Annotated in this window: 14 protein-coding genes, 3 pseudogenes and 1 CRISPR repeat array; of the genes and pseudogenes, 7 read left to right on the forward strand and 10 right to left on the reverse strand. The window is 48.4% G+C overall.

Annotated features, from left to right (window positions below; all coding sequences use genetic code 11):
* Positions 1–54: 54 nt before the first annotated feature.
* Both DWX59_RS25835 and DWX59_RS25840 read right to left on the reverse strand, forming a co-directional pair.
* Complete coding sequence (locus DWX59_RS25835) at positions 55–1,413, reverse strand: 8-oxoguanine deaminase (protein ID WP_117563034.1); 1,359 nt, start codon at positions 1,411–1,413, stop codon at positions 55–57.
* Between the two features lie 367 nt (positions 1,414–1,780).
* Positions 1,781–2,374: a helix-turn-helix domain-containing protein gene (locus DWX59_RS25840; protein WP_235845190.1), complete on the reverse strand. Its 594-nt coding sequence runs from the start codon at positions 2,372–2,374 to the stop codon at positions 1,781–1,783.
* Positions 2,375–2,555: 181 nt separating this feature from the next.
* Between DWX59_RS25840 and DWX59_RS25845 the strand changes: the two genes are divergently transcribed.
* The 3 genes from DWX59_RS25845 to DWX59_RS25855 are packed head-to-tail and all read left to right on the forward strand — an operon-like array spanning position 2,556 to position 6,993.
* The gene (locus DWX59_RS25845) at positions 2,556–3,626 is read left to right on the forward strand and encodes a mandelate racemase/muconate lactonizing enzyme family protein (RefSeq protein ID WP_117563035.1); all 1,071 of its coding nucleotides are present in this window, start codon (positions 2,556–2,558) and stop codon (positions 3,624–3,626) included.
* Positions 3,627–3,676: 50 nt separating this feature from the next.
* Positions 3,677–4,843 carry a DUF819 family protein gene (locus DWX59_RS25850; RefSeq protein WP_117563036.1) on the forward strand — a complete coding sequence of 389 codons (1,167 nt, stop codon included), beginning with the start codon at positions 3,677–3,679 and terminating at the stop codon, positions 4,841–4,843.
* 11 nt (positions 4,844–4,854) lie between these two features.
* Positions 4,855–6,993 carry a CocE/NonD family hydrolase gene (locus tag DWX59_RS25855; RefSeq protein WP_117563037.1) on the forward strand — a complete coding sequence of 713 codons (2,139 nt, stop codon included), beginning with the start codon at positions 4,855–4,857 and terminating at the stop codon, positions 6,991–6,993.
* 229 nt (positions 6,994–7,222) lie between these two features.
* On the opposite strand, the gene DWX59_RS25860 is transcribed toward DWX59_RS25855, so the two are convergent.
* The 4 genes and pseudogenes from DWX59_RS25860 to DWX59_RS30170 all read right to left on the reverse strand — a co-directional run.
* Positions 7,223–8,209 carry a hypothetical protein gene (locus DWX59_RS25860; RefSeq protein ID WP_117563038.1) on the reverse strand — a complete coding sequence of 329 codons (987 nt, stop codon included), beginning with the start codon at positions 8,207–8,209 and terminating at the stop codon, positions 7,223–7,225.
* A gap of 741 nt (positions 8,210–8,950) precedes the next feature.
* Entirely contained in the window at positions 8,951–9,211 is a 261-nt protein-coding gene (locus tag DWX59_RS29510) for a hypothetical protein (RefSeq protein WP_235845191.1), read from the reverse strand.
* Positions 9,212–9,494: 283 nt separating this feature from the next.
* On the reverse strand, positions 9,495–10,499 hold the full coding sequence (locus DWX59_RS29515; protein ID WP_235845192.1) for a hypothetical protein: 1,005 nt from the start codon (positions 10,497–10,499) through the stop codon (positions 9,495–9,497).
* A 191-nt stretch (positions 10,500–10,690) separates the two neighbouring features.
* Positions 10,691–11,798: direct repeats of the CRISPR family, unit length 33 nt; unit sequence ATTTCAATCCACACAGCCCTCGCAGGCTGTGAC.
* A 164-nt stretch (positions 11,799–11,962) separates the two neighbouring features.
* Positions 11,963–12,016: pseudogene (locus DWX59_RS30170) on the reverse strand (DUF6783 domain-containing protein); the annotation flags it as partial.
* 676 nt (positions 12,017–12,692) lie between these two features.
* Here DWX59_RS30170 and DWX59_RS29520 point away from each other — a divergent pair.
* The 4 genes and pseudogenes from DWX59_RS29520 to DWX59_RS30175 form a co-directional block, all read left to right on the forward strand.
* Complete coding sequence (locus tag DWX59_RS29520; RefSeq protein WP_227116198.1) at positions 12,693–12,812, forward strand: spore coat associated protein CotJA; 120 nt, start codon at positions 12,693–12,695, stop codon at positions 12,810–12,812.
* Positions 12,809–13,078: a spore coat protein CotJB gene (locus tag DWX59_RS25875; protein WP_117563040.1), complete on the forward strand. Its 270-nt coding sequence runs from the start codon at positions 12,809–12,811 to the stop codon at positions 13,076–13,078. The genes DWX59_RS29520 and DWX59_RS25875 overlap by 4 nt, the downstream gene beginning before the upstream one ends.
* 3 nt (positions 13,079–13,081) lie before the next feature.
* Complete coding sequence (locus DWX59_RS25880) at positions 13,082–13,699, forward strand: manganese catalase family protein (RefSeq protein ID WP_117563041.1); 618 nt, start codon at positions 13,082–13,084, stop codon at positions 13,697–13,699.
* A 62-nt stretch (positions 13,700–13,761) separates the two neighbouring features.
* Positions 13,762–13,905: pseudogene (locus DWX59_RS30175) on the forward strand (DUF6783 domain-containing protein); the annotation flags it as partial.
* Here the strand turns inward: DWX59_RS30175 and DWX59_RS30180 are convergent.
* From DWX59_RS30180 to DWX59_RS25895, 4 genes and pseudogenes are all read right to left on the reverse strand, one after another.
* Positions 13,846–13,968, reverse strand: a pseudogene (locus tag DWX59_RS30180) (DUF6783 domain-containing protein); the annotation flags it as partial. The pseudogenes DWX59_RS30175 and DWX59_RS30180 sit on opposite strands and share 60 nt — an antisense overlap.
* On the reverse strand, positions 13,953–15,191 hold the full coding sequence (locus tag DWX59_RS25885; protein WP_235845193.1) for a metallophosphoesterase: 1,239 nt from the start codon (positions 15,189–15,191) through the stop codon (positions 13,953–13,955). The pseudogene DWX59_RS30180 and the gene DWX59_RS25885, both read right to left, overlap by 16 nt.
* Positions 15,192–15,321: 130 nt before the next feature.
* Positions 15,322–16,902, reverse strand: coding sequence for a hypothetical protein (locus DWX59_RS25890; protein ID WP_117563043.1), 1,581 nt, complete (start codon positions 16,900–16,902; stop codon positions 15,322–15,324).
* Between the two features lie 270 nt (positions 16,903–17,172).
* The gene (locus DWX59_RS25895) at positions 17,173–17,727 is read right to left on the reverse strand and encodes a hypothetical protein (protein WP_117563044.1); all 555 of its coding nucleotides are present in this window, start codon (positions 17,725–17,727) and stop codon (positions 17,173–17,175) included.
* Positions 17,728–17,805: the final 78 nt, after the last annotated feature.

Below are 17,805 nucleotides of genomic sequence, written 5' to 3' on the forward strand. Positions count from 1 at the left end.
TAGATTATAAAAGCACAATGTAACTATGTCAAGGTACTAGCGGTTGGGAAATCCTTACCGATTGATATATTCCTTTACAACTGCATTGGCTTTCTCTACAATCCTGTGCTCATCCACACAGGCCAGCCGTCCATCCCTGACCACGATCCTGCCGTCCACCACCGTATAATCCACGCTGCCCTTAAGGCCAACGGTTGAGAGCACGGACGCCGGGTCAAACTGGGCGCCAACCATCTCGATGCGTTCCATATCCACCAGGAAAAAGTCAGCTGCCATTCCCACTGCAATCTGCCCCAGTTCATCCCGACCAAGAATCCTGGCGCTTCCCCTGGTTGCCAGCTTAAGGATTTCATAGCCAGAAGGCGCCTTCTGGCTCCAGGTTAAGCGGTGCAAAAGATAAGCCACCCGCATCTCTTCCAGCAGGTTGGAACCGTCATTGCTGGCGGAACCGTCCACGGCCAGCCCCGTGGGAACCCCCAGTTCCAGCATCCTTGGAATGGATGCAACGCCGGATGACAGCTTCATGTTGGAAACAGGGCAATGGGCAACCCCGGTTCCCGTGCTGGCAAGGAACTTTAACTCCTCGTCATTAAAATGGATTCCATGGGCATACCATACATCCGGTCCAATCCAGCCAAGGCTCTCCATATAAGCCAATGGCCGCATCCCAAAATGGGACACTGTAAACTGCTCCTCATCCTTTGTCTCCGCCAGATGGGTGTGGAGCCGTACCTTAAGCTTCCTTGCCAGTACAGCGGACTCCCTGAGAAGTTCGCCAGTCACACTGAAGGGGGAACAGGGAGCAAGGGCCACCTGGCGCATGGAATACCGGCTGCTGTCATGGTACTTCCTCACCGCTTCTTCCGAATCCCTTAATATCTCATCCACGGTCTGGACCACGGTGTCCGGAGGAAGCCCGCCGTCCTTCACGCTCAGGTCCATGCTTCCCCTGGTGGCGTGAAAACGCATGCCCAGGGCATCAGCCGCCCCAAACTGGGCGTCCAAAAGAGACATTCCCGTGTCCTTTGGGAACACATAGTGATGGTCCAGACAGGTGGTACACCCGGTTTTTAACAGTTCACCCATTCCTGTAAGCGAACTGTAATAAACCACGTCCTCATCCACGTGTTTCCAAATCTCATATAAAGTTTTCAGCCATGGAAATAATTCCATGTTCTGTACCTGCGGTAAATTGCGGCTGAAGGTCTGATATAAATGATGGTGTGTATTGATAAGACCCGGATACATCACCATGTTAGATGCGTCAATCACATCCTCTGCTGTTTCTTCCACCGGGCCGATTGCCTCAATCACTCCGTCCCGGATGAATACATCCACTCCGTCAAGCAGTCTGTCATTTGCGTCACATGTCACAAGATGCTTAACGTTTTTTACTAACAGGGTTCCTTTCATACTTACCTCCTGATGTAAATTTCTAAACAATCTTTGCTTCATAGACTATATGACTGGTATACTGCCGGCGGCACGGGTGTCCACGATGCACCCTCATACACATGACGGTATATATGATACCGCCGGCGCAGCCCGGCAATCATACGCCTGACAGGCACCGTACTATGTCAATCAACGTAGTACTCGTATGCCGCGTGGTCCCAGCTATGTTTTAAACAGCTATATAGATATGATTTTTCAAAGAACAATAGATACTTTAACAATATAACAATGATTGCCCTGAAAATCAATGTTAATATTATCACATATTGATGCAAATTTCTTGTACAATACTAACAGTTTTTGTTCTGCGGATTATCTATTTCCCCTATCCTGGAAAATGCAGGGTTCCCCACACAGGGGGCGTGATGGTGGAAAGCACCTCCACATAATCCGCGGTATCATTGATGCATGTATGGGGTAAGTCTTCCTCAATGATGGTTGTATCACCTTGGTTGAGCACAATGGTCACATCACCTGCCACAACGGTCAGGGTTCCTTTCAGCACAAGGAGGGTCTCCTCGCTGTGATGGACAATGGGGATTTCCGTGTCCCTGGAACATGGCTCAAGGATGGCCTTAATCATCAGGGTTTTAGGCGAAAAATTCGGTGAAGGAAGCGGCGTCAGGAATTCATATTCCACGCTGCTTTTTTTAATGCGCACAGACAGCCTTTCTTCCCTGCGTATGGTCAGGTTATGTGCATTCTTATGGTCATCCATCAGCACATAGACAGGGACATCGAACTCCCTGGCAATCTTGCGCAGGGAAGACAGGGACGGCTCCGCCTCCTCCCGCTCCACCTGGGAAATGTATCCGATGGACAGTCCTGTGCGCTCTGACAGTTCCTTAATGGTAAGTTTCTTATTTTTACGGTATTCTCTGATATTCGTACCCAGCATATCCGGCTCCTTCTTTCTCATTATCCTCTATTTTAACGGATCTTCTGCACTTGCGCAAGAATATTCATGGCGGTTTTTGATTTTTCATGTATGTTTTGGCGTATTTCAACTGGAAACAGTTGACCCATTTTTCAACCTATAGTAAAATTATAAGAAAATATTTTAGTTTTTTATGATATAACCATAATTCAGGAGGATAAAGATGAAGATTACAGGTATGAAAATCGAGAAAGTGCAGATTCCCTTAAAAGAACCTGTGAAAGTAGCATTTGCAACGGTCAGCTATCTGGAAAGCGTGCTGGTCCAGGTAACTGTGGACGAAGGCCTGGTGGGATATGGCGAAGCCTCCCCATTTGCCCCGGTCACCGGTGAGACCGTGGACGGTGTCATTGCCGTGCTGGAGCTGTTCAGGCAAGGACTGATGGGAATGAATCCCATGGATATCGAAGCCGTACACGCAATGATGGATGGCCTGATTGTTGGAAATGGCGCTGCAAAATGTGCCGTGGACCTGGCCATGTACGATCTGATGGGAAAGGCCCTGGGACAGCCGGTATACAAACTCCTGGGCGGTTACAGCAATATGATACAGAACGACATAACCATCGGCATCAGCACGCCGGAAGCCATGGCGGCCGAGGCCCGCAGGCTGGTGACGGAGGAAGGCTGGCATATTCTGAAAATCAAGGCCGGCATTGACTATAAAGAGGATATCCGCACCATGAAGCTGATCCGGGAGGCAGTGGGCATGGATGTCCGCCTGCGGGTGGATGCCAATCAGGGTTACCGTGTATCCGATGCAATCTGCGCCCTTGAAGGATTCAAGGAATACGGAATAGAGGCAGTGGAACAGTGCCTGCCCCACTGGGATATGGAAGGGTCGGCATTCATCCGCAGGAAGATCAATGGAATCCAGATCATGCTGGATGAATCCATCCATGAGCCTGTGGACGCTGCCAGGGCCTGCCGCCTTCAGGCCGCCGACATACTCAACATCAAGCTGATGAAATGCGGAGGCCTGTATCCGGCTGCCAAGATCAATGCCATTGCCGAGGCAAACGGGGTCACCTGCATGGTGGGCTGCATGCTTGAGACAAAACTGGCCATAACTGCCGGGCTGAGCCTGGTGGCTGCCAAGAAAAACGTGACCGAAGCAGACTGCGACAGTTTCCTGTACTACAGTGCAAATCCGGTGGAAGGCGGCTTTGTCCGGGACAAAGATACTTTCACACTGCTTGATGAGCCTGGATTTGGCGTAACCCTTAACCTGTAGGATCCGGGAAATGAAATGCCGGTATAGCAAATAACGAAAGAGGTACAATTATGCAATTCCCCATGTTCCAGACAACTGATGAATTATTGACAGTAATCTTAGTAATAGTGGCATTTTCCCTGTGGGTACAGCGGTTCAGGGTATTCAAATATGTGGGTCCGGCCCTAACGGTCATCCTGATTGGCCTGACGCTGGTAAACCTGCGCATTGTACCAGGTTACCAGGATGTATACGGTGTTGTGATAACATACTGTGTCCCCATGTCCATTTCCATATATCTGCTGAATATCAACCTTAAGGAACTGGCAAAACTTTCAGGCAAAGCCCTGGTGGCACTGGTATGCGCCGTATTCAGCGTCTGCCTGGTGGCCACGGCCTTCGGCGTTGTATTTGGCAGCAGGATGTTTGAGGGCTGGAAAATCGCCGGCATGTTCGTGGGGACCTATACTGGCGGCAGTGCCAATCTCACCGCCATTGCAGTTGGCCTTAACGCTGCCAATGAAACCATTGCTGCTGCCAACGCAGCGGATTATGTCATCGGCATGCCCACCCTGTTCCTGATGTTCGCGGCCCCGGCCCTGTTCCAGAATGTAAAATTCCTGAAAAAGTTCTGGCCTTACCACCTGTCTGATGAGGAACGCATTGGCGATAATGAAGAACCCGTACTCATGGCCGAACAGAAATGGAGTATCCAGGATATTGCATGTCTTCTGGCAGTCTCGGTTACCGTTGTCACCATTTCCACCAAACTGGCATCCTTCCTGCCCCCGGACTTTGCCAGCGCGGGCAGAATCCTCCTGATATCCACCATCTCCATTGCAGCCGCACAGATACCGGCTGTGGGAAGGCTGAGAGGGAATTTGAACCTTGGCCTGTTCTTTGGCCTTATGTATCTGACCATTATAGGTTTCAGCGTGGACCTGGCTTCCTTCTTCGGTTCCACCATGACCATTACCCTTTTCTGCTTCTGTGTCATCGTGGGAAGCATCGGGCTCCACCTGTTCCTTTCCAGGATGTTCAAGGTCCCGTATGAGTATGTGATCCTTGGCATTACCGGAGCCATTGCAGACGGAACCACCGCATCCCTGGTGGCATCCAGCGCCAGATGGAACCGCCTGGTCAGCGTGGGATTGCTCATGGGGGTTCTTGGCGGTGTCTGCGGAAATTATGTAGGTATCATGGTTGCTTATCTGATCCGGTTCATCATCGGCGCGTAAGGAGTGTGCATATGGAGCAATGGAATTTTTATCTTTCCGGAATATTATATGGAGTATTGGAAAAAAGAAACAGCCGCGTCTATCACCGGCCCCTGGATGTCTATACCGGCCGGCTGGAGGACTGGCAGGAACTTAAAAGCGGGGATGGCTGGTACAGGGAGCTGGGTAAGATGGATGTCCTGGAAGCGCTTCTCGGCCTGGAGGACTATGAGTCCGGGGTGCGGGGATGCGCTGGCGGCACAGATGGCTGTAAGCGGTTCATGACCCCGCGGGGTGAACTATATGAAAAAAAAGATACGGATGCATATGTACAGCGTAATATAAAATTCCCAAAAGACTTGATACTTGAATCCGGAACCATCGCTGCTTTCGTAACCCCCTACCGCGACCAATGCGCGGTGCTGGTAAGGGACGGACTGGAGGACAGGACCATCCTTAAACAGTGGGCAGACATGAACCAATCACCCCTATATGCGGTAAAACCACCAATAACGGTCATGATTCCCATGCGGGACCAAGTCCGTCTGGCGGCAGACATCTATCTGCCTGCACCAGCCGCAACAGCAGGAAACAGTGGGAATCCGGCACCTGAGAAGATGCCCGAAAGAATCCCGGCAGTATTAATCCGCACCCCCTACGGAAAAAGCGCCGGGGCATCCTCTTATTTCCGTTTCGTGCAGCGCGGTTATGCCGTGATAATCCAGGATGTGAGGGGGCGGGAGGACAGTGAGGGCGAATGGCTTCCCATGTATTATGAAGTGGAGGACGGCGACGATACCCTGACCTGGATTGGAGCCCAGACCTGGAGCGACGGAAATGTGGGAATGACCGGAGGCTCTTATCTTGGATATGTCCAGTGGGCCGCGGCAGCCAGCGGGAACCCACATTTAAAGGCCATGCTCAGCAATGTCTGTGCCGGAAGCCCGTTCATCGATGTCCCACGAAGGGGAGGCTGCTTTAATTCAGGCATGCTGGCCTGGGCCTTCATGGTTTCGGGCCAGCGCGCCAATCCCCTGCTGATGGCCCGGGAGGACTGGGATGAGGTCCTCAATATCCGCCCCCTGGAGGAACTGGCGCCAAAAGCCCTGGGATACGATATACCGTTTCTGAAAAAATGGTTTCAGCACATGGACTATGATGAACTGTGGCAGCGCGGGAACTGGAAGGAGCGCACCAAATCCCACCGTGTACCGGCCCTGATCATGTCCGGATGGTTTGATGATAATGGGATGGGAACAACTGAGGCACTGGATTTGTACCATGATTACCATGAGAAAAAGGTAATCCTGGGCCCCTGGATGCACTCCGGCAATGCCAGCTACGATATCCACGGCTTCTCCCTCGGAAACAACGCGCTGCGCTATGATATGGACCTGATATGCCTGTCCTGGCTGGAACATTACCTGAGGGGTGTGGAAAATGGAATTAACCGCACACCAGCCGTGGAGTATTACACCATGGGCACCAACCAGTGGAAAACCGCAGAGAACTGGCCTGTTCCCGGTACACAGGAACTAAGCCTGTATCTGGACGGCAATCATGAAAATGCCGGTACAGAAAACAAAGGCCGCCTGTCCCCGGACGCGCCCTCTGCCTCTTCCCTGGATTCCTATGTCTACGACCCGAAAAACCCGGCAGTCCATCTGGTTGACATGTCAGAAAACGAACTGGAGGTGCCAGGCGATTATACGGCCGAAGAACAGCGCCCTGACATACTGTGCTATTCCACTGACCTATTATCCCAGGACCTGACCATAACAGGAGATGCCTGGGCTGAGCTTTACATTTCATCTGACTGCGTGGATACGGACCTTGTGGTGCGCATCACGGATGTGGATGAGGACGGCCGTTCCATGAAACTGGCCGATGGCGTCATCAGCGTACGCTACCGCAACCAGTTCCAATTTCCTGAGTTCATGGAACCCGGAACCATTTATCCGGTCCGTATCCAAACCACCAAACTATCACACACGTTTTTAAAAGGACACCGGCTCCGGGTTACCATAACCTCCAGCGCCAGCAATTTCATCTTTCCCAACCGGAATACGAAGGATGGGTTTAACAGCGTGGAAATGCGGGTTGCACACAACTGTATCCACAGGGGCGGGGAGCATGCATCACGGGTGGTTTTTATGCAGGAACAGGAATAGGATCTGTTTTTGCCCATTGCCTTTGACTCTTTGACTGGCAGGTGTAAACCCGGAAAGGATGGAGGGATTTAGCAATCCTCCATCCTTTCTGCTTTCCTGGGGAAAGGAATCCAATACACCTTGCATCTTTTCTTTGCTGATATCATGATACACCATGATTGGCATCAATTTAAGTCTGACCCTTGTTTTTACACCGGAAATGGTATTGTCCGTTTGACTATCTGACTATTTACTGTATCCAGGCCCCGTCGTCCCCCACATAATACCCATCCGGCGTTGTGGCATTATAATACATTGCTCCGTCCTCCCCACAATAATACCACCTGCCGTTCCATGGAATCCATCCAGTCACCATATATCCGGCCGCATTGAAGAAATACCATCTGTCATTGATATACTGCCAGTTATTAGTTGTATAGCTTTTATCCGCATTGCAGTACCACCAGCCAACATCATCCCTAAGCCATGCGCCGCTGTAGCCCTGGGCCGCTGAGCCGTAGGTCTTTCTGTCAGCGCTCAGTTCATCGGCTTCCTCGGAAGATACATACCAGGAATCAGATTCTTCCCAACTTCCCTTATCAGACGAATTATACACGGCGCGGACCTTGAACATATAATCCCCGCTTCTGGTTATGTATCCAGCAAAATCATAGCTTGTATCTGATGTGGTGATGACAGATGTTACAGAACTGTCATTGCGGTACAGACGCACCTCATATTTCCTGGCGTCCCCGCTGTCCTCCCACATTGCCATGCCATCTGATTCATCCCATTCCAGACCATATACATCCAGATTGCGGTCACTGCTGCCCTCATCCAGCGCATCCAATGTTATATTGACAATCAGTGTGCTGGATTTCCTTGTAACAGAAGTAACATTTCCATCTGCCCCGCTTAAATCCACATCGCTTTTTGAAAAGCCGGATGGAAAATAATAATCATCCTCTGCTTCCAGCGTAACCTTGAGTTTTGGTTTGTCATTCTCATCCCATTCATTCTTAGGCTCATTGGTCACTTCCACATCATCCACCGTGTATCTGCTGGAATCAGAGGTCACATCCACATCACTGGAACTGTCACCTGCCTCAATATCAGATTCCACCCACAGGGATACACTGTTAATCTCTGTACGTGAAGCCGCCGCCGCTGTACCGCACATGATTACTGCCAATCCAGTTGCCATCCATATGGCTGCCAATTGTCTCGTTCTTCCCATATTCCCCTCTCCTTTGGAACAATCTGCCTGCAGTTGCCGATTGTGATTACCTGTCCATCACAATACCTGACTCCTATAGATATAATTATAATGGAAAATTTGGGAAATGACAGCCCTTTTATTTTACTTCATGTTCTTTTATTTTAATATCTGTTTGTTACAATTGTTCTAAGCGAATACCAGCTTTCATCTATACTTATTCCGCCCCACTTCCCACATTCGCTGCCCTGATACCGGATTTTGCCTGCCGGGCATCCTGGTAGCGGGAATATTTCTAATACGCACAGCCCTTGCAGGCTGTGACCATTAGCCTAGCAGCGAATCGGAAGCCTTGTACATTTCAATCCACACAGCCCTCTCAGGCTGTGACTACCATCGGAATATCCGCCAATCCGGTTATCGAGATTTCAATCCACACAGCCCTCGCAGGCTGTGACGCCATCGTCAGGTGACCCTGCCTGCTTATCCTGGGGATTTCAATCCACACAGCCCTCGCAGGCTGTGACGGTGTGATGCCACAGGCTATGCCAATCGATGTAGTATTTCAATCCACACAGCCCTCGCAGGCTGTGACTTTATATTATGATCTCTCGGAATCTTGATTGATCATGCCAGAGAATCTGGCAACTGAACATTGAAAAGCAAATATTATCCATAATGGAATAAAATTCAGAAAAAAGTGTACGAGAAACAGACATGACTGTCGCTATGCCTTGAAAATAGTGTATAATAATCTAAGGATTATGCTGCTTGTAGAATCAACTTTCTCAGGGCGGATTCAAAAGGCATATCCCAGGCATCCAGATGTTGTAACATCAGGATGTGATAGAGGCGGCAGTACCACATCTTAGTTGAGCGGTGCCTGCCGTCTTCTAGTTTAAAGTCTAGTTTCTCACGTTTATTGGAGCGTTCCGCAGAAGTTCTTGCATTATACTCAAGTTTCCATGCATCACTGTCACGTGGCGGCAGGTTGAACAGCCGTGGATTATCTTTCATTGCCACATGTACGGTTCTCCCGTATTTAGAGCCGGAGCACGGGTGCTCGCAGGAGCAGCCATATTTCCTACTGGCAAGGGAGCATCTGTATTTTATGCGGTGTTTCGATGGTTCCGAACCGTCATGGTTCATGCGTCTGCCTTCCCTGCACACAGGTACCCCATCTTTGCCAATAATAAAGTCGTTCTTGTAGGGCAGTTTGATTCCTCGTTTTTCATTTAGGTCAATAAAAGGAGTGATATGTGCACGTCTGCAGTATTCGTAGTAGGGCATTGCGTCATGTGCAGAATCAAGGGTCAGAGCAGGTCAGGTATCCTATATCACAACGGTAGGGCATTGCGTCATGTGCAGAATCAAGGAGCAGCTTTGTGACGTGATAGTCAGAGAGAAAGCATTTCATCCGAAAAAAGCAATGCAGGAACCCGTGGGAGTCATGAGTGGAAGCCGGTGAGAGCAGCGGGAAAACAGGCAGGTCGCTCTCAGAATCGGAAGCGACGGGCATATATAGGTCATAGCCGTGATACCAGCAGTCTCTGGAAGAATCCCAGCCAATATCGCAGTCAGGCTGTGAGAAGTAGCGGTCACATTTGCAGTCCAAAATCCCTTTTGAAGCACAATCGCAGATGCGGTGCTTACGTTCCCTGTGTGAAGTGACAACCGGAGTTCCGTCCCCGGCCAATGCAAGGGAGTCAGGAGTAATGAGCCCTTTGGAGACGGACTGGTCGAGGAACTCGCTTTTATATAACTGAAAAAGGGAGCCATAGGGCTGATTTCCAATGCGGAAAATGGTGTTTTCAAGTCCCGGCAGAAGCTGTCCGACAGAGACCTTCTCCACAGGAGCAGCCTTGGAGCCTTTAGTTTTTGGCTTTTTGGCCTTGGCTTTAGACAGATGGATATGTGGGGAGAGATTGTCGGAATCAGAATCCCATAAGCGGTTAAGGAAGTCATAAAAAGTACCGACGCCAGGGGTATCCCCAAACGCAAAGCCACTGAGTATGGCATAAAGTGGATTGATCTTAAGCTGTGCAACCCAATCTGTGAGTGAGGAAACCTTGAAATCAATAGACAGCAGGAAGGAACGCTGCATACAGGAAGGGGTTCTTGGCTTAGGGCCGAAGACAGAGTATTTGTCCCGCATGAATTCATCCGTGAAGGAAAGGTCAAGATTCCAAAAACGATCAATGATATCCCAGGTAGAAGGAGAAATAGAGTCAGGTACAGGATAATATTTACGAAGATTATCAAGAAGAAAGTCTTGATAGGCGGTATGGCCGCCAGAGTTAACAGGTAACATAAAAATCGCCTCCAATCGAAAAATGTACGTTTGATGAAGGGTGCGAAGCACCGCATTTTTCGATGGATTTGTCAAGTGTTTTGGCAAAAAAAGTGGGGGATTTTAATAAAAAAGGAGTCTGAAAGCCTTGATTTTACTGGCTTAGAGATTCCGAGAGACTATTATTATATTAGGAGGTTGATACTATGGCAATTTCAATCCACACAGCCCTCGCAGGCTGTGACTATAACCCGGTGTTGGTTTTTCCGGCTCTACAGATTTCAATCCACACAGCCCTCGCAGGCTGTGACTTTTATTGACTTTCCCCTGGTCATGACTTAATATAATTTCAATCCACACAGCCCTCGCAGGCTGTGACTGCATCTTGCCTACTATTTGCCTACTACGGTTTTTATTTCAATCCACACAGCCCTCGCAGGCTGTGACCACCGCCTCCACCTCCGCCGCCTCCGCCGACACAATTTCAATCCACACAGCCCTCGCAGGCTGTGACGATTAATCTTAGGACTTAGGAATGCCGGGTGGGATATTTCAATCCACACAGCCCTCGCAGGCTGTGACTGGTGGAACTGATTGGGGAAGTCAAACACACAAATATTTCAATCCACACAGCCCTCGCAGGCTGTGACTATACATCGAAAAGTGTGAAGAAATAAATCAACTATTTCAATCCACACAGCCCTCGCAGGCTGTGACGCAGAGTGGACTTTGGGAACTGTTTGTTATGTGATTTCAATCCACACAGCCCTCGCAGGCTGTGACCAGGAGCAGATGATGGCGCTGACAGAGCAGTATAATTTCAATCCACACAGCCCTCGCAGGCTGTGACGGTGAGCCAGCATATATCCCATATGGATACCCAAAATTTCAATCCACACAGCCCTCGCAGGCTGTGACAACCTAACAGCGGGAAATACACCGATGTGAAGGGATTTCAATCCACACAGCCCTCGCAGGCTGTGACTTCGGTTAGGTACGGGGGTGTTGGGATGTACAGATTTCAATCCACACAGCCCTCGCAGGCTGTGACCATGGTGTGACAAGGAACATCATCAACATGTTGGTATTTCAATCCACACAGCCCTCGCAGGCTGTGACTTCAGAAATCGTTGCGGTTGCATTGTTTGAAGATATTTCAATCCACACAGCCCTCGCAGGCTGTGACTAAAAGTACACAACTGTTATCATTGTATGGAAAATTTCAATCCACACAGCCCTCGCAGGCTGTGACTACGACTGCATCCTGATTTTGTCAGCCAGATGCATATTTCAATCCACACAGCCCTCGCAGGCTGTGACAGCAATAATACCCAACAAAAACCACATTCTAACAGACATAATCATATACAATGCATATATATTTAATTAACAAACTCTAGTTCCAAGAAGGCTCCCCTGACTTCCACCCTGCTTTTTAGGTGCGAATCCCCTAGGAATTTTATGTGTGCTCATGATCCGCACCATCATTTGCCCCTAGGGTATGTTTGAAAATTCATTTCCGCCATCTGCACGCCCCAACTCTTCTATCCCCAATAAAACAATAACTCCATCCTGTATATTATTATATAAAACTTTTTCGCAAAATAAAAGCCAATCCAGCATCTTCCCGTCTATTTTATGCGTCTGCACTCCAGTATGATTTCCAAATCCATCTCTCTTTATGGAACCGTTACATCCTCCATGATACCCGCCAATTCACCCTCCTTTTTCACATGCACTGCATATCAGATATAACCCGCCCTATTTTCAAAATTTTATTCTCTGTATCAAAATGGATATACGCCTAATGTCCCTAAAGGCTGAAACCACTGATACCACTGATACCTCCGCAATTCCCAAGATTTCCATCCACCCTTTCCCCATTCAGATAATCTCATCCAACACACTTTTGAAATCCTGTATTCTTTTCATATACTTATAATCCAATTTACACCGTGAAAGACAGGAACACAATACATTCCTGACTAAAATATAGGCTCAGACCAGGGTTGTCACAAAAAACATCCTGTCACATAAAATGATATTGGGAATAAATATTGAAAGGAGTGTCTATCTATGGATTTATGCACTGATATAAGCAGAGAATGCTGCAATTGTGACCAGGGACAGGCTTCTGGCTGTCCTTGTGGCCAATCCGGCTGCCCCTCCTGCTGCCAATCCCATTGTACGGATATGATTCATTATCCGGTTGCAATGGCATTCGTGCCCTGGCAGCAGTGGCAGCCCACTTATGTCCCGGAACAGGGTCTGGTACAGGGAACCATTTTCCCTGAACTGGATCTTCCATTTCATTGCGGGAGGTGTGGCATATGATGAATTACGATTTTAACAATTTACGGGAAATGATGCTGAAGCAGGTAAATGAAACAGGATTTGCCGTTGTTGATTCCAACCTTTATCTTGATACCCATCCCTGTGATGCGGCTGCAATCAACTACCACAACCAGATGGCTGAGGCATACCGCCGGGCCTTAGCTGATTACGAAGCACAATTTGGCCCTCTAAGGGCTTCTGACAGCAGGGATACACAATATTGGACCTGGGTCAATGGTCCATGGCCATGGGAAGGGGGATGCTGATACATGTGGATATATGAAAAAAGACTGGAGTTTCCTGTTAATATCAAGGAACCAAACGCAAGGCTGGCCAAGTTCATCATGAGCCAATATGGAGGACCTGACGGTGAAATCAGCGCATCCATGCGTTATCTCTCCCAACGATATACAATGCCATATAAAGAATGCAAGGCCGCCTTAACGGATATCGGTACCGAAGAACTGGCACACATGGAAATCATTGCAGCCATCGTGCATCAGCTAACTAAGAACCTGACCGCCGACCAGCTGGTAGAGCAGGGATTCGGGCCTTATTATATTGACCACGGCACAGGTATCTGGCCGCAGGCAGCCGCAGGCATACCCTTTAATGCCTGTGAATTCCAATCCAAAGGAGATGTAATCACCGACCTTCACGAGGATCTGGCCGCAGAGCAGAAAGCCAGAAGCACTTATGACAACATCCTGAGGGTTGTTAAGGATTATGATGTATGTGAGCCAATTAAGTTCCTGAGGGAACGTGAAGTGGTCCATTACCAGCGTTTTGGCGAATGCCTGAGAATTACCCAGGAAAAACTGGACAGCCGGAATTTCTATGCGTTTAATCCGGAGTTTGATATGCAGCCAGGGCCGTACCAGCAGTGAGGATATGACAGGAAAATGTACGCCGCCGGGCGTATCCGGATAAGAATGGGGCGCTGCAGGCCATGGTATGCGGCGCCCTTTCCCCATATGCATGTGTTAGGGTGTGTTTGAAAATTGCTTTCCGTCAGCTGTGCGTCCCACTTTGTGGGAGATTTGGTCCCAATGAGGGAGGCGTAGCGGGCTACGTTGACCGAATTGGGACCAAATATGCCGCGAAGTAGGGCGTACAGATGGAATGATCCATCCAGTCCCTTTATTCCTGTTCCGATTCCAAATGCGGAACCAGCAAGTCTATCTCTGCAATTTCATTGTCAGTTGCAACCCGCAGGGGAGGCCCCCATGTTCCTGCGCCAGAGGTGACAATTACCTGGGGTGCTGTTGCATTGGCCCTGTAATACCCATAGTCCACATCGAAAACAGCATTTGTAATAAGGTTAAACGGGAACATCTGGCCCTGGTGGGTGTGACCGCATAGAATCAGGTCTGTTTCACTGCCATACTCATCCAGATTACCTGGTTGGTGGTCCAATACAATTACAGGAAGGGGTCCGGCATCAGGCAGTACTTCCAGCTTCCTGCGGTTATCACCGTGGGCACCGATGGGAGATGAATCCCTTCGCCCGGCCAGCACAAACCTCCGGTCAATCACCACCGCCTCATCCATCAGCACGCGGACGCCCGCCCCATCCAGAAAATCCAGCATCTGCTGGTAACCATCTCCCGCATCATGATTGCCAAGACATGCGTACACGCCGTATTCTGATTCCATTTTCCCGAACAATCCCATCAGTTTTCCAGGATTCGCCAATGAAGTGATATCGCCGTCAAAAATATCTCCGGCAATGCAGATAATATCTGGTTTAAGTGCATTGACAGCCGAAACTATCTTGGCAAGATGCTTTTCCTCAATCACATAGCCCAGATGTATATCACTGAGTAAGACAAGACGTATTGTCTCCATGCCAGCCTGTTCCTGCCCAAGCCGGACATGATACCGGCGTATCTGGATATTGGCAGCATGAACCGCACCAAAGACCGTAAGTCCTACTGCCAGCAGCATGGACAGTGCTGCGGACACAAGACGTACACTGCGGGATACCGGGAATTGAATCAGATGGGTAAGCCTTAGGGCAAATAGGAGAAGGCTTACTGCATTGGTAATGATTACCACATAGGCCAAAAAACCCAGTGCATAATGGTCAATCAGGAACAAGGTCCCATAGGCCCCCATGCCTGGTATCCGGCTGACAACAAACACCGCCAGAATTGTCAAGACCAGCAGACCAAAAACCATGCCGGATACGGGCCGGTTCAAACCTTGAAAAATCATCGCAAGCCATTTATAAATCTGTCTTTCCGCATTGATGAATAAACCAACCAGTATAATCAGCATGAAAACCATTGCCGCAATCCGCATCGTATCCCTTACCTCCATGTTATCACATTTGCTCTGATGAACAGCATTGATGACAGTCCGGCAAATTCCCTTCATATCATGCAGTCGTCCCAATAAGCCTCTTATAATGCGCTTTAAAACCGCCTGGATACTTTGAATTCAACTCTCCATTTTGCTTTCAGCGTCCTCCAATCTGGCGTTTTGTCATCATACATAATGCCGTCTCCTATTTTCCTAATGGAACTTCCATCACAAAGGGCTGGTTCCAGTAAAATGCCGCCCCATTGAATTTGAGGGTAACTGAGCTGTCCCCATCCTCGTAAAAGATGCGGAAACCGCTCAGGCTGCCATTTCCATCAAAGTCATACCGCTCATGCTCCCACCCGGACCATTTTAACTTCCTCTGGCAGATCAGCCCCCTTAATGCAAGCTCCTTATCTTCATGCACTGCTTCCACATCAATATATACTGCCGGCCGCTCCTTTACTGTTTCTTTCCCTTTCCCATCTGTTATTGACACTGGCTGCGGCTCCATCCTGGTAATGCCCAATATACGTACGGAGCCTTCTTTCCACGGGATATCAACGTTCAATGTTTCATGATCATCCGGGATATCCAGCGTAACATGAGGGGATTCTTCGCGGTTCAAAAATGTGATTCCAGGAATATTTATGCGATAAGACCCACTCGGTTCATTCCGGGGAACATCAAACAGGCATGAGTAACGCCGCCCATGCCGTTGTACATCCGACAGCCTGTACCGCCCTATATTATCCCAATAGGGATTGGCAGGTAATTGCTTTATTGGATATTCTCCCTCTTTATCGGAGATGGTTGGCAAATCTATCTCCTGGTATGGCGGCTTGTAAGTAATGCTTACCTGCCTTTCTTCTCTTTCACTGTACACATACCAGGATATCAAAATCCCTTCGTTAACCTTTTCACCTATGCTTATAATGGAAATACCGTCATGGGTATCCATACTTCCACGCTCCTCCGACACTAATTCTTCCAACGTCCCATATTCAGACGCACGCTTCATGGCAAATTCCAGCGGCTCTTCAAAATCGAGAATCCGGAGCGCATATCCGGCCAATGCATTTTCATGTCCTGAAACAGATGGAATCTCAAACCTGGCTTCAATGAAATAACGCATATGTCCATATGCATCTAAATAGTCGGGATAGGAAGCATACACCGATTCCTGGGGCTTTATTCCAGATTCCGGAATGCCAGGTCCTGTCAAAAACAAGCCATCCCCCGACACCCAAAGCTGGTTCTGATACCGCCCGGAAACAGCCATGTCCTCATCCCCCGGCGTTTGGTATACACTGTCCCCTGATACATCCCCGCCAGCCGCGTTTTTCCGGACCTGGGAATAATCATCCATGACAATATTTACTATCAGCTCCTGATTTTGACAGATAACAGATGTCAAAGCCAATGACTTTTCTTTCTGGGGTATCTTAGATTCAATGACAGATTCCAATTCATAGACCGGATGTTCCGATTGAATGATTCCATATGTCCTGACAAATTGATATGGAAGAGCGGAAATCCGTTTGTCCATTTCTGTTTCAACCTGCTTGCCTGCATTCGGATTCTCTGTTTCAGTCCGTGCCATTCCGGTATTTTCTTCCGCCTTGCCATCATTCTCTTCTTCGGTATGTTTTCCCTCCATACTGATGACCGGCTTTGATGTATCCTCCAAAACTCCTCCCCCAGCTTCCTCCTTCCCCTGGCAGCCGGACAATAGAACAGACAGCAGACCTGTTATCACAAAAGCAGATATTGATTTTTTCTTCATGGCAGCCCCTCCTCTTTTCAACGGAATTCCTATATGTTTATCTACATTTATCATAACAGGACTGTTCCTTTTGTTCTTTTCTTATTCCTTAAATCTTCCAGACGTAAAGATTAATTCCATGTAGTTAATCATGCCGGTATTTATATAAAATGCTGCACCTTCACTTTCCATCCCGCATAAACAGGAGTCACATATTCTGCCGAAATAAAAAGAACTACTAAACCCATATTTGATAGATAGCAGTTCTCCCTATTCACAATAAACCGGAATTTAATCCGATACCTGCTTATAACAGATTGGCTCATCATAGCCAAATGTCCTCTTTCCGTTTACTTCCATTGTTTCGGATACTTCCAGACATTCCTTTGAAAAACGTTCAAACAGCTGAAACCTCATCACGGGGGTAAACATACTGGTACTGCCTCCCTCCCAGACACCAGCCTTTTCCTGGAACAGCGCGGGCCTAAACTTCTCCGAAATCTTTAAGCATTGAAAATCCGCCGTCTTCATATTTTTATAAGAAAATGTGGTTTTCTCATTGCCGTCCGGAATCTCATAAGAAGTCAGCAAAATCCCTTCCGGTTCCTCTGTGAACAGGAACAGATGGGAGGAGCAATGCCGTTTTCCATTTACTTCGTAAATGCTCTCCTCAACCATGAACTTCCCTTGAAATTCTGGCGGCAGATTGCTGATTTTATCGTTACAAACCGTATTCATGTGCTCCGCATAGGGAAATTCCTTTCCCTCTTTCTGTAATGCATCATACTGTTCCCTGTTATTGAAACTCCCGGTCAGTAATGCCATAAATCCGTCTAGTTTTGCCATATATACTCCTCCTAATATATAAGTGTAGGGTTTTCTGGAAACCGATGGCTATCTTTAGATACCATCACATAATAATAC

It is taken from the genome of Enterocloster aldenensis (assembly GCF_003434055.1).
Classification (GTDB): domain Bacteria; phylum Bacillota; class Clostridia; order Lachnospirales; family Lachnospiraceae; genus Enterocloster; species Enterocloster aldenensis.

Bases quoted from the DNA above. Each gene is read 5' to 3' on its own strand.
- DWX59_RS25835 (WP_117563034.1), bottom strand. From the start codon at position 1,413: ATGAAAGGAACCCTGTTAGTAAAAAACGTTAAGCATCTTGTGACATGT.
- DWX59_RS25840 (WP_235845190.1), bottom strand. From the start codon at position 2,374: ATGAGAAAGAAGGAGCCGGATATGCTGGGTACGAATATCAGAGAATAC.
- DWX59_RS25845 (WP_117563035.1), top strand. From the start codon at position 2,556: ATGAAGATTACAGGTATGAAAATCGAGAAAGTGCAGATTCCCTTAAAA.
- DWX59_RS25850 (WP_117563036.1), top strand. From the start codon at position 3,677: ATGCAATTCCCCATGTTCCAGACAACTGATGAATTATTGACAGTAATC.
- DWX59_RS25855 (WP_117563037.1), top strand. From the start codon at position 4,855: ATGGAGCAATGGAATTTTTATCTTTCCGGAATATTATATGGAGTATTG.
- DWX59_RS25860 (WP_117563038.1), bottom strand. From the start codon at position 8,209: ATGGGAAGAACGAGACAATTGGCAGCCATATGGATGGCAACTGGATTG.
- DWX59_RS29515 (WP_235845192.1), bottom strand. From the start codon at position 10,499: ATGTTACCTGTTAACTCTGGCGGCCATACCGCCTATCAAGACTTTCTT.
- DWX59_RS29520 (WP_227116198.1), top strand. From the start codon at position 12,693: ATGGCATTCGTGCCCTGGCAGCAGTGGCAGCCCACTTATGTCCCGGAA.
- DWX59_RS25875 (WP_117563040.1), top strand. From the start codon at position 12,809: ATGATGAATTACGATTTTAACAATTTACGGGAAATGATGCTGAAGCAG.
- DWX59_RS25880 (WP_117563041.1), top strand. From the start codon at position 13,082: ATGTGGATATATGAAAAAAGACTGGAGTTTCCTGTTAATATCAAGGAA.
- DWX59_RS25885 (WP_235845193.1), bottom strand. From the start codon at position 15,191: ATGAAGGGAATTTGCCGGACTGTCATCAATGCTGTTCATCAGAGCAAA.
- DWX59_RS25890 (WP_117563043.1), bottom strand. From the start codon at position 16,902: ATGAAGAAAAAATCAATATCTGCTTTTGTGATAACAGGTCTGCTGTCT.
- DWX59_RS25895 (WP_117563044.1), bottom strand. From the start codon at position 17,727: ATGGCAAAACTAGACGGATTTATGGCATTACTGACCGGGAGTTTCAAT.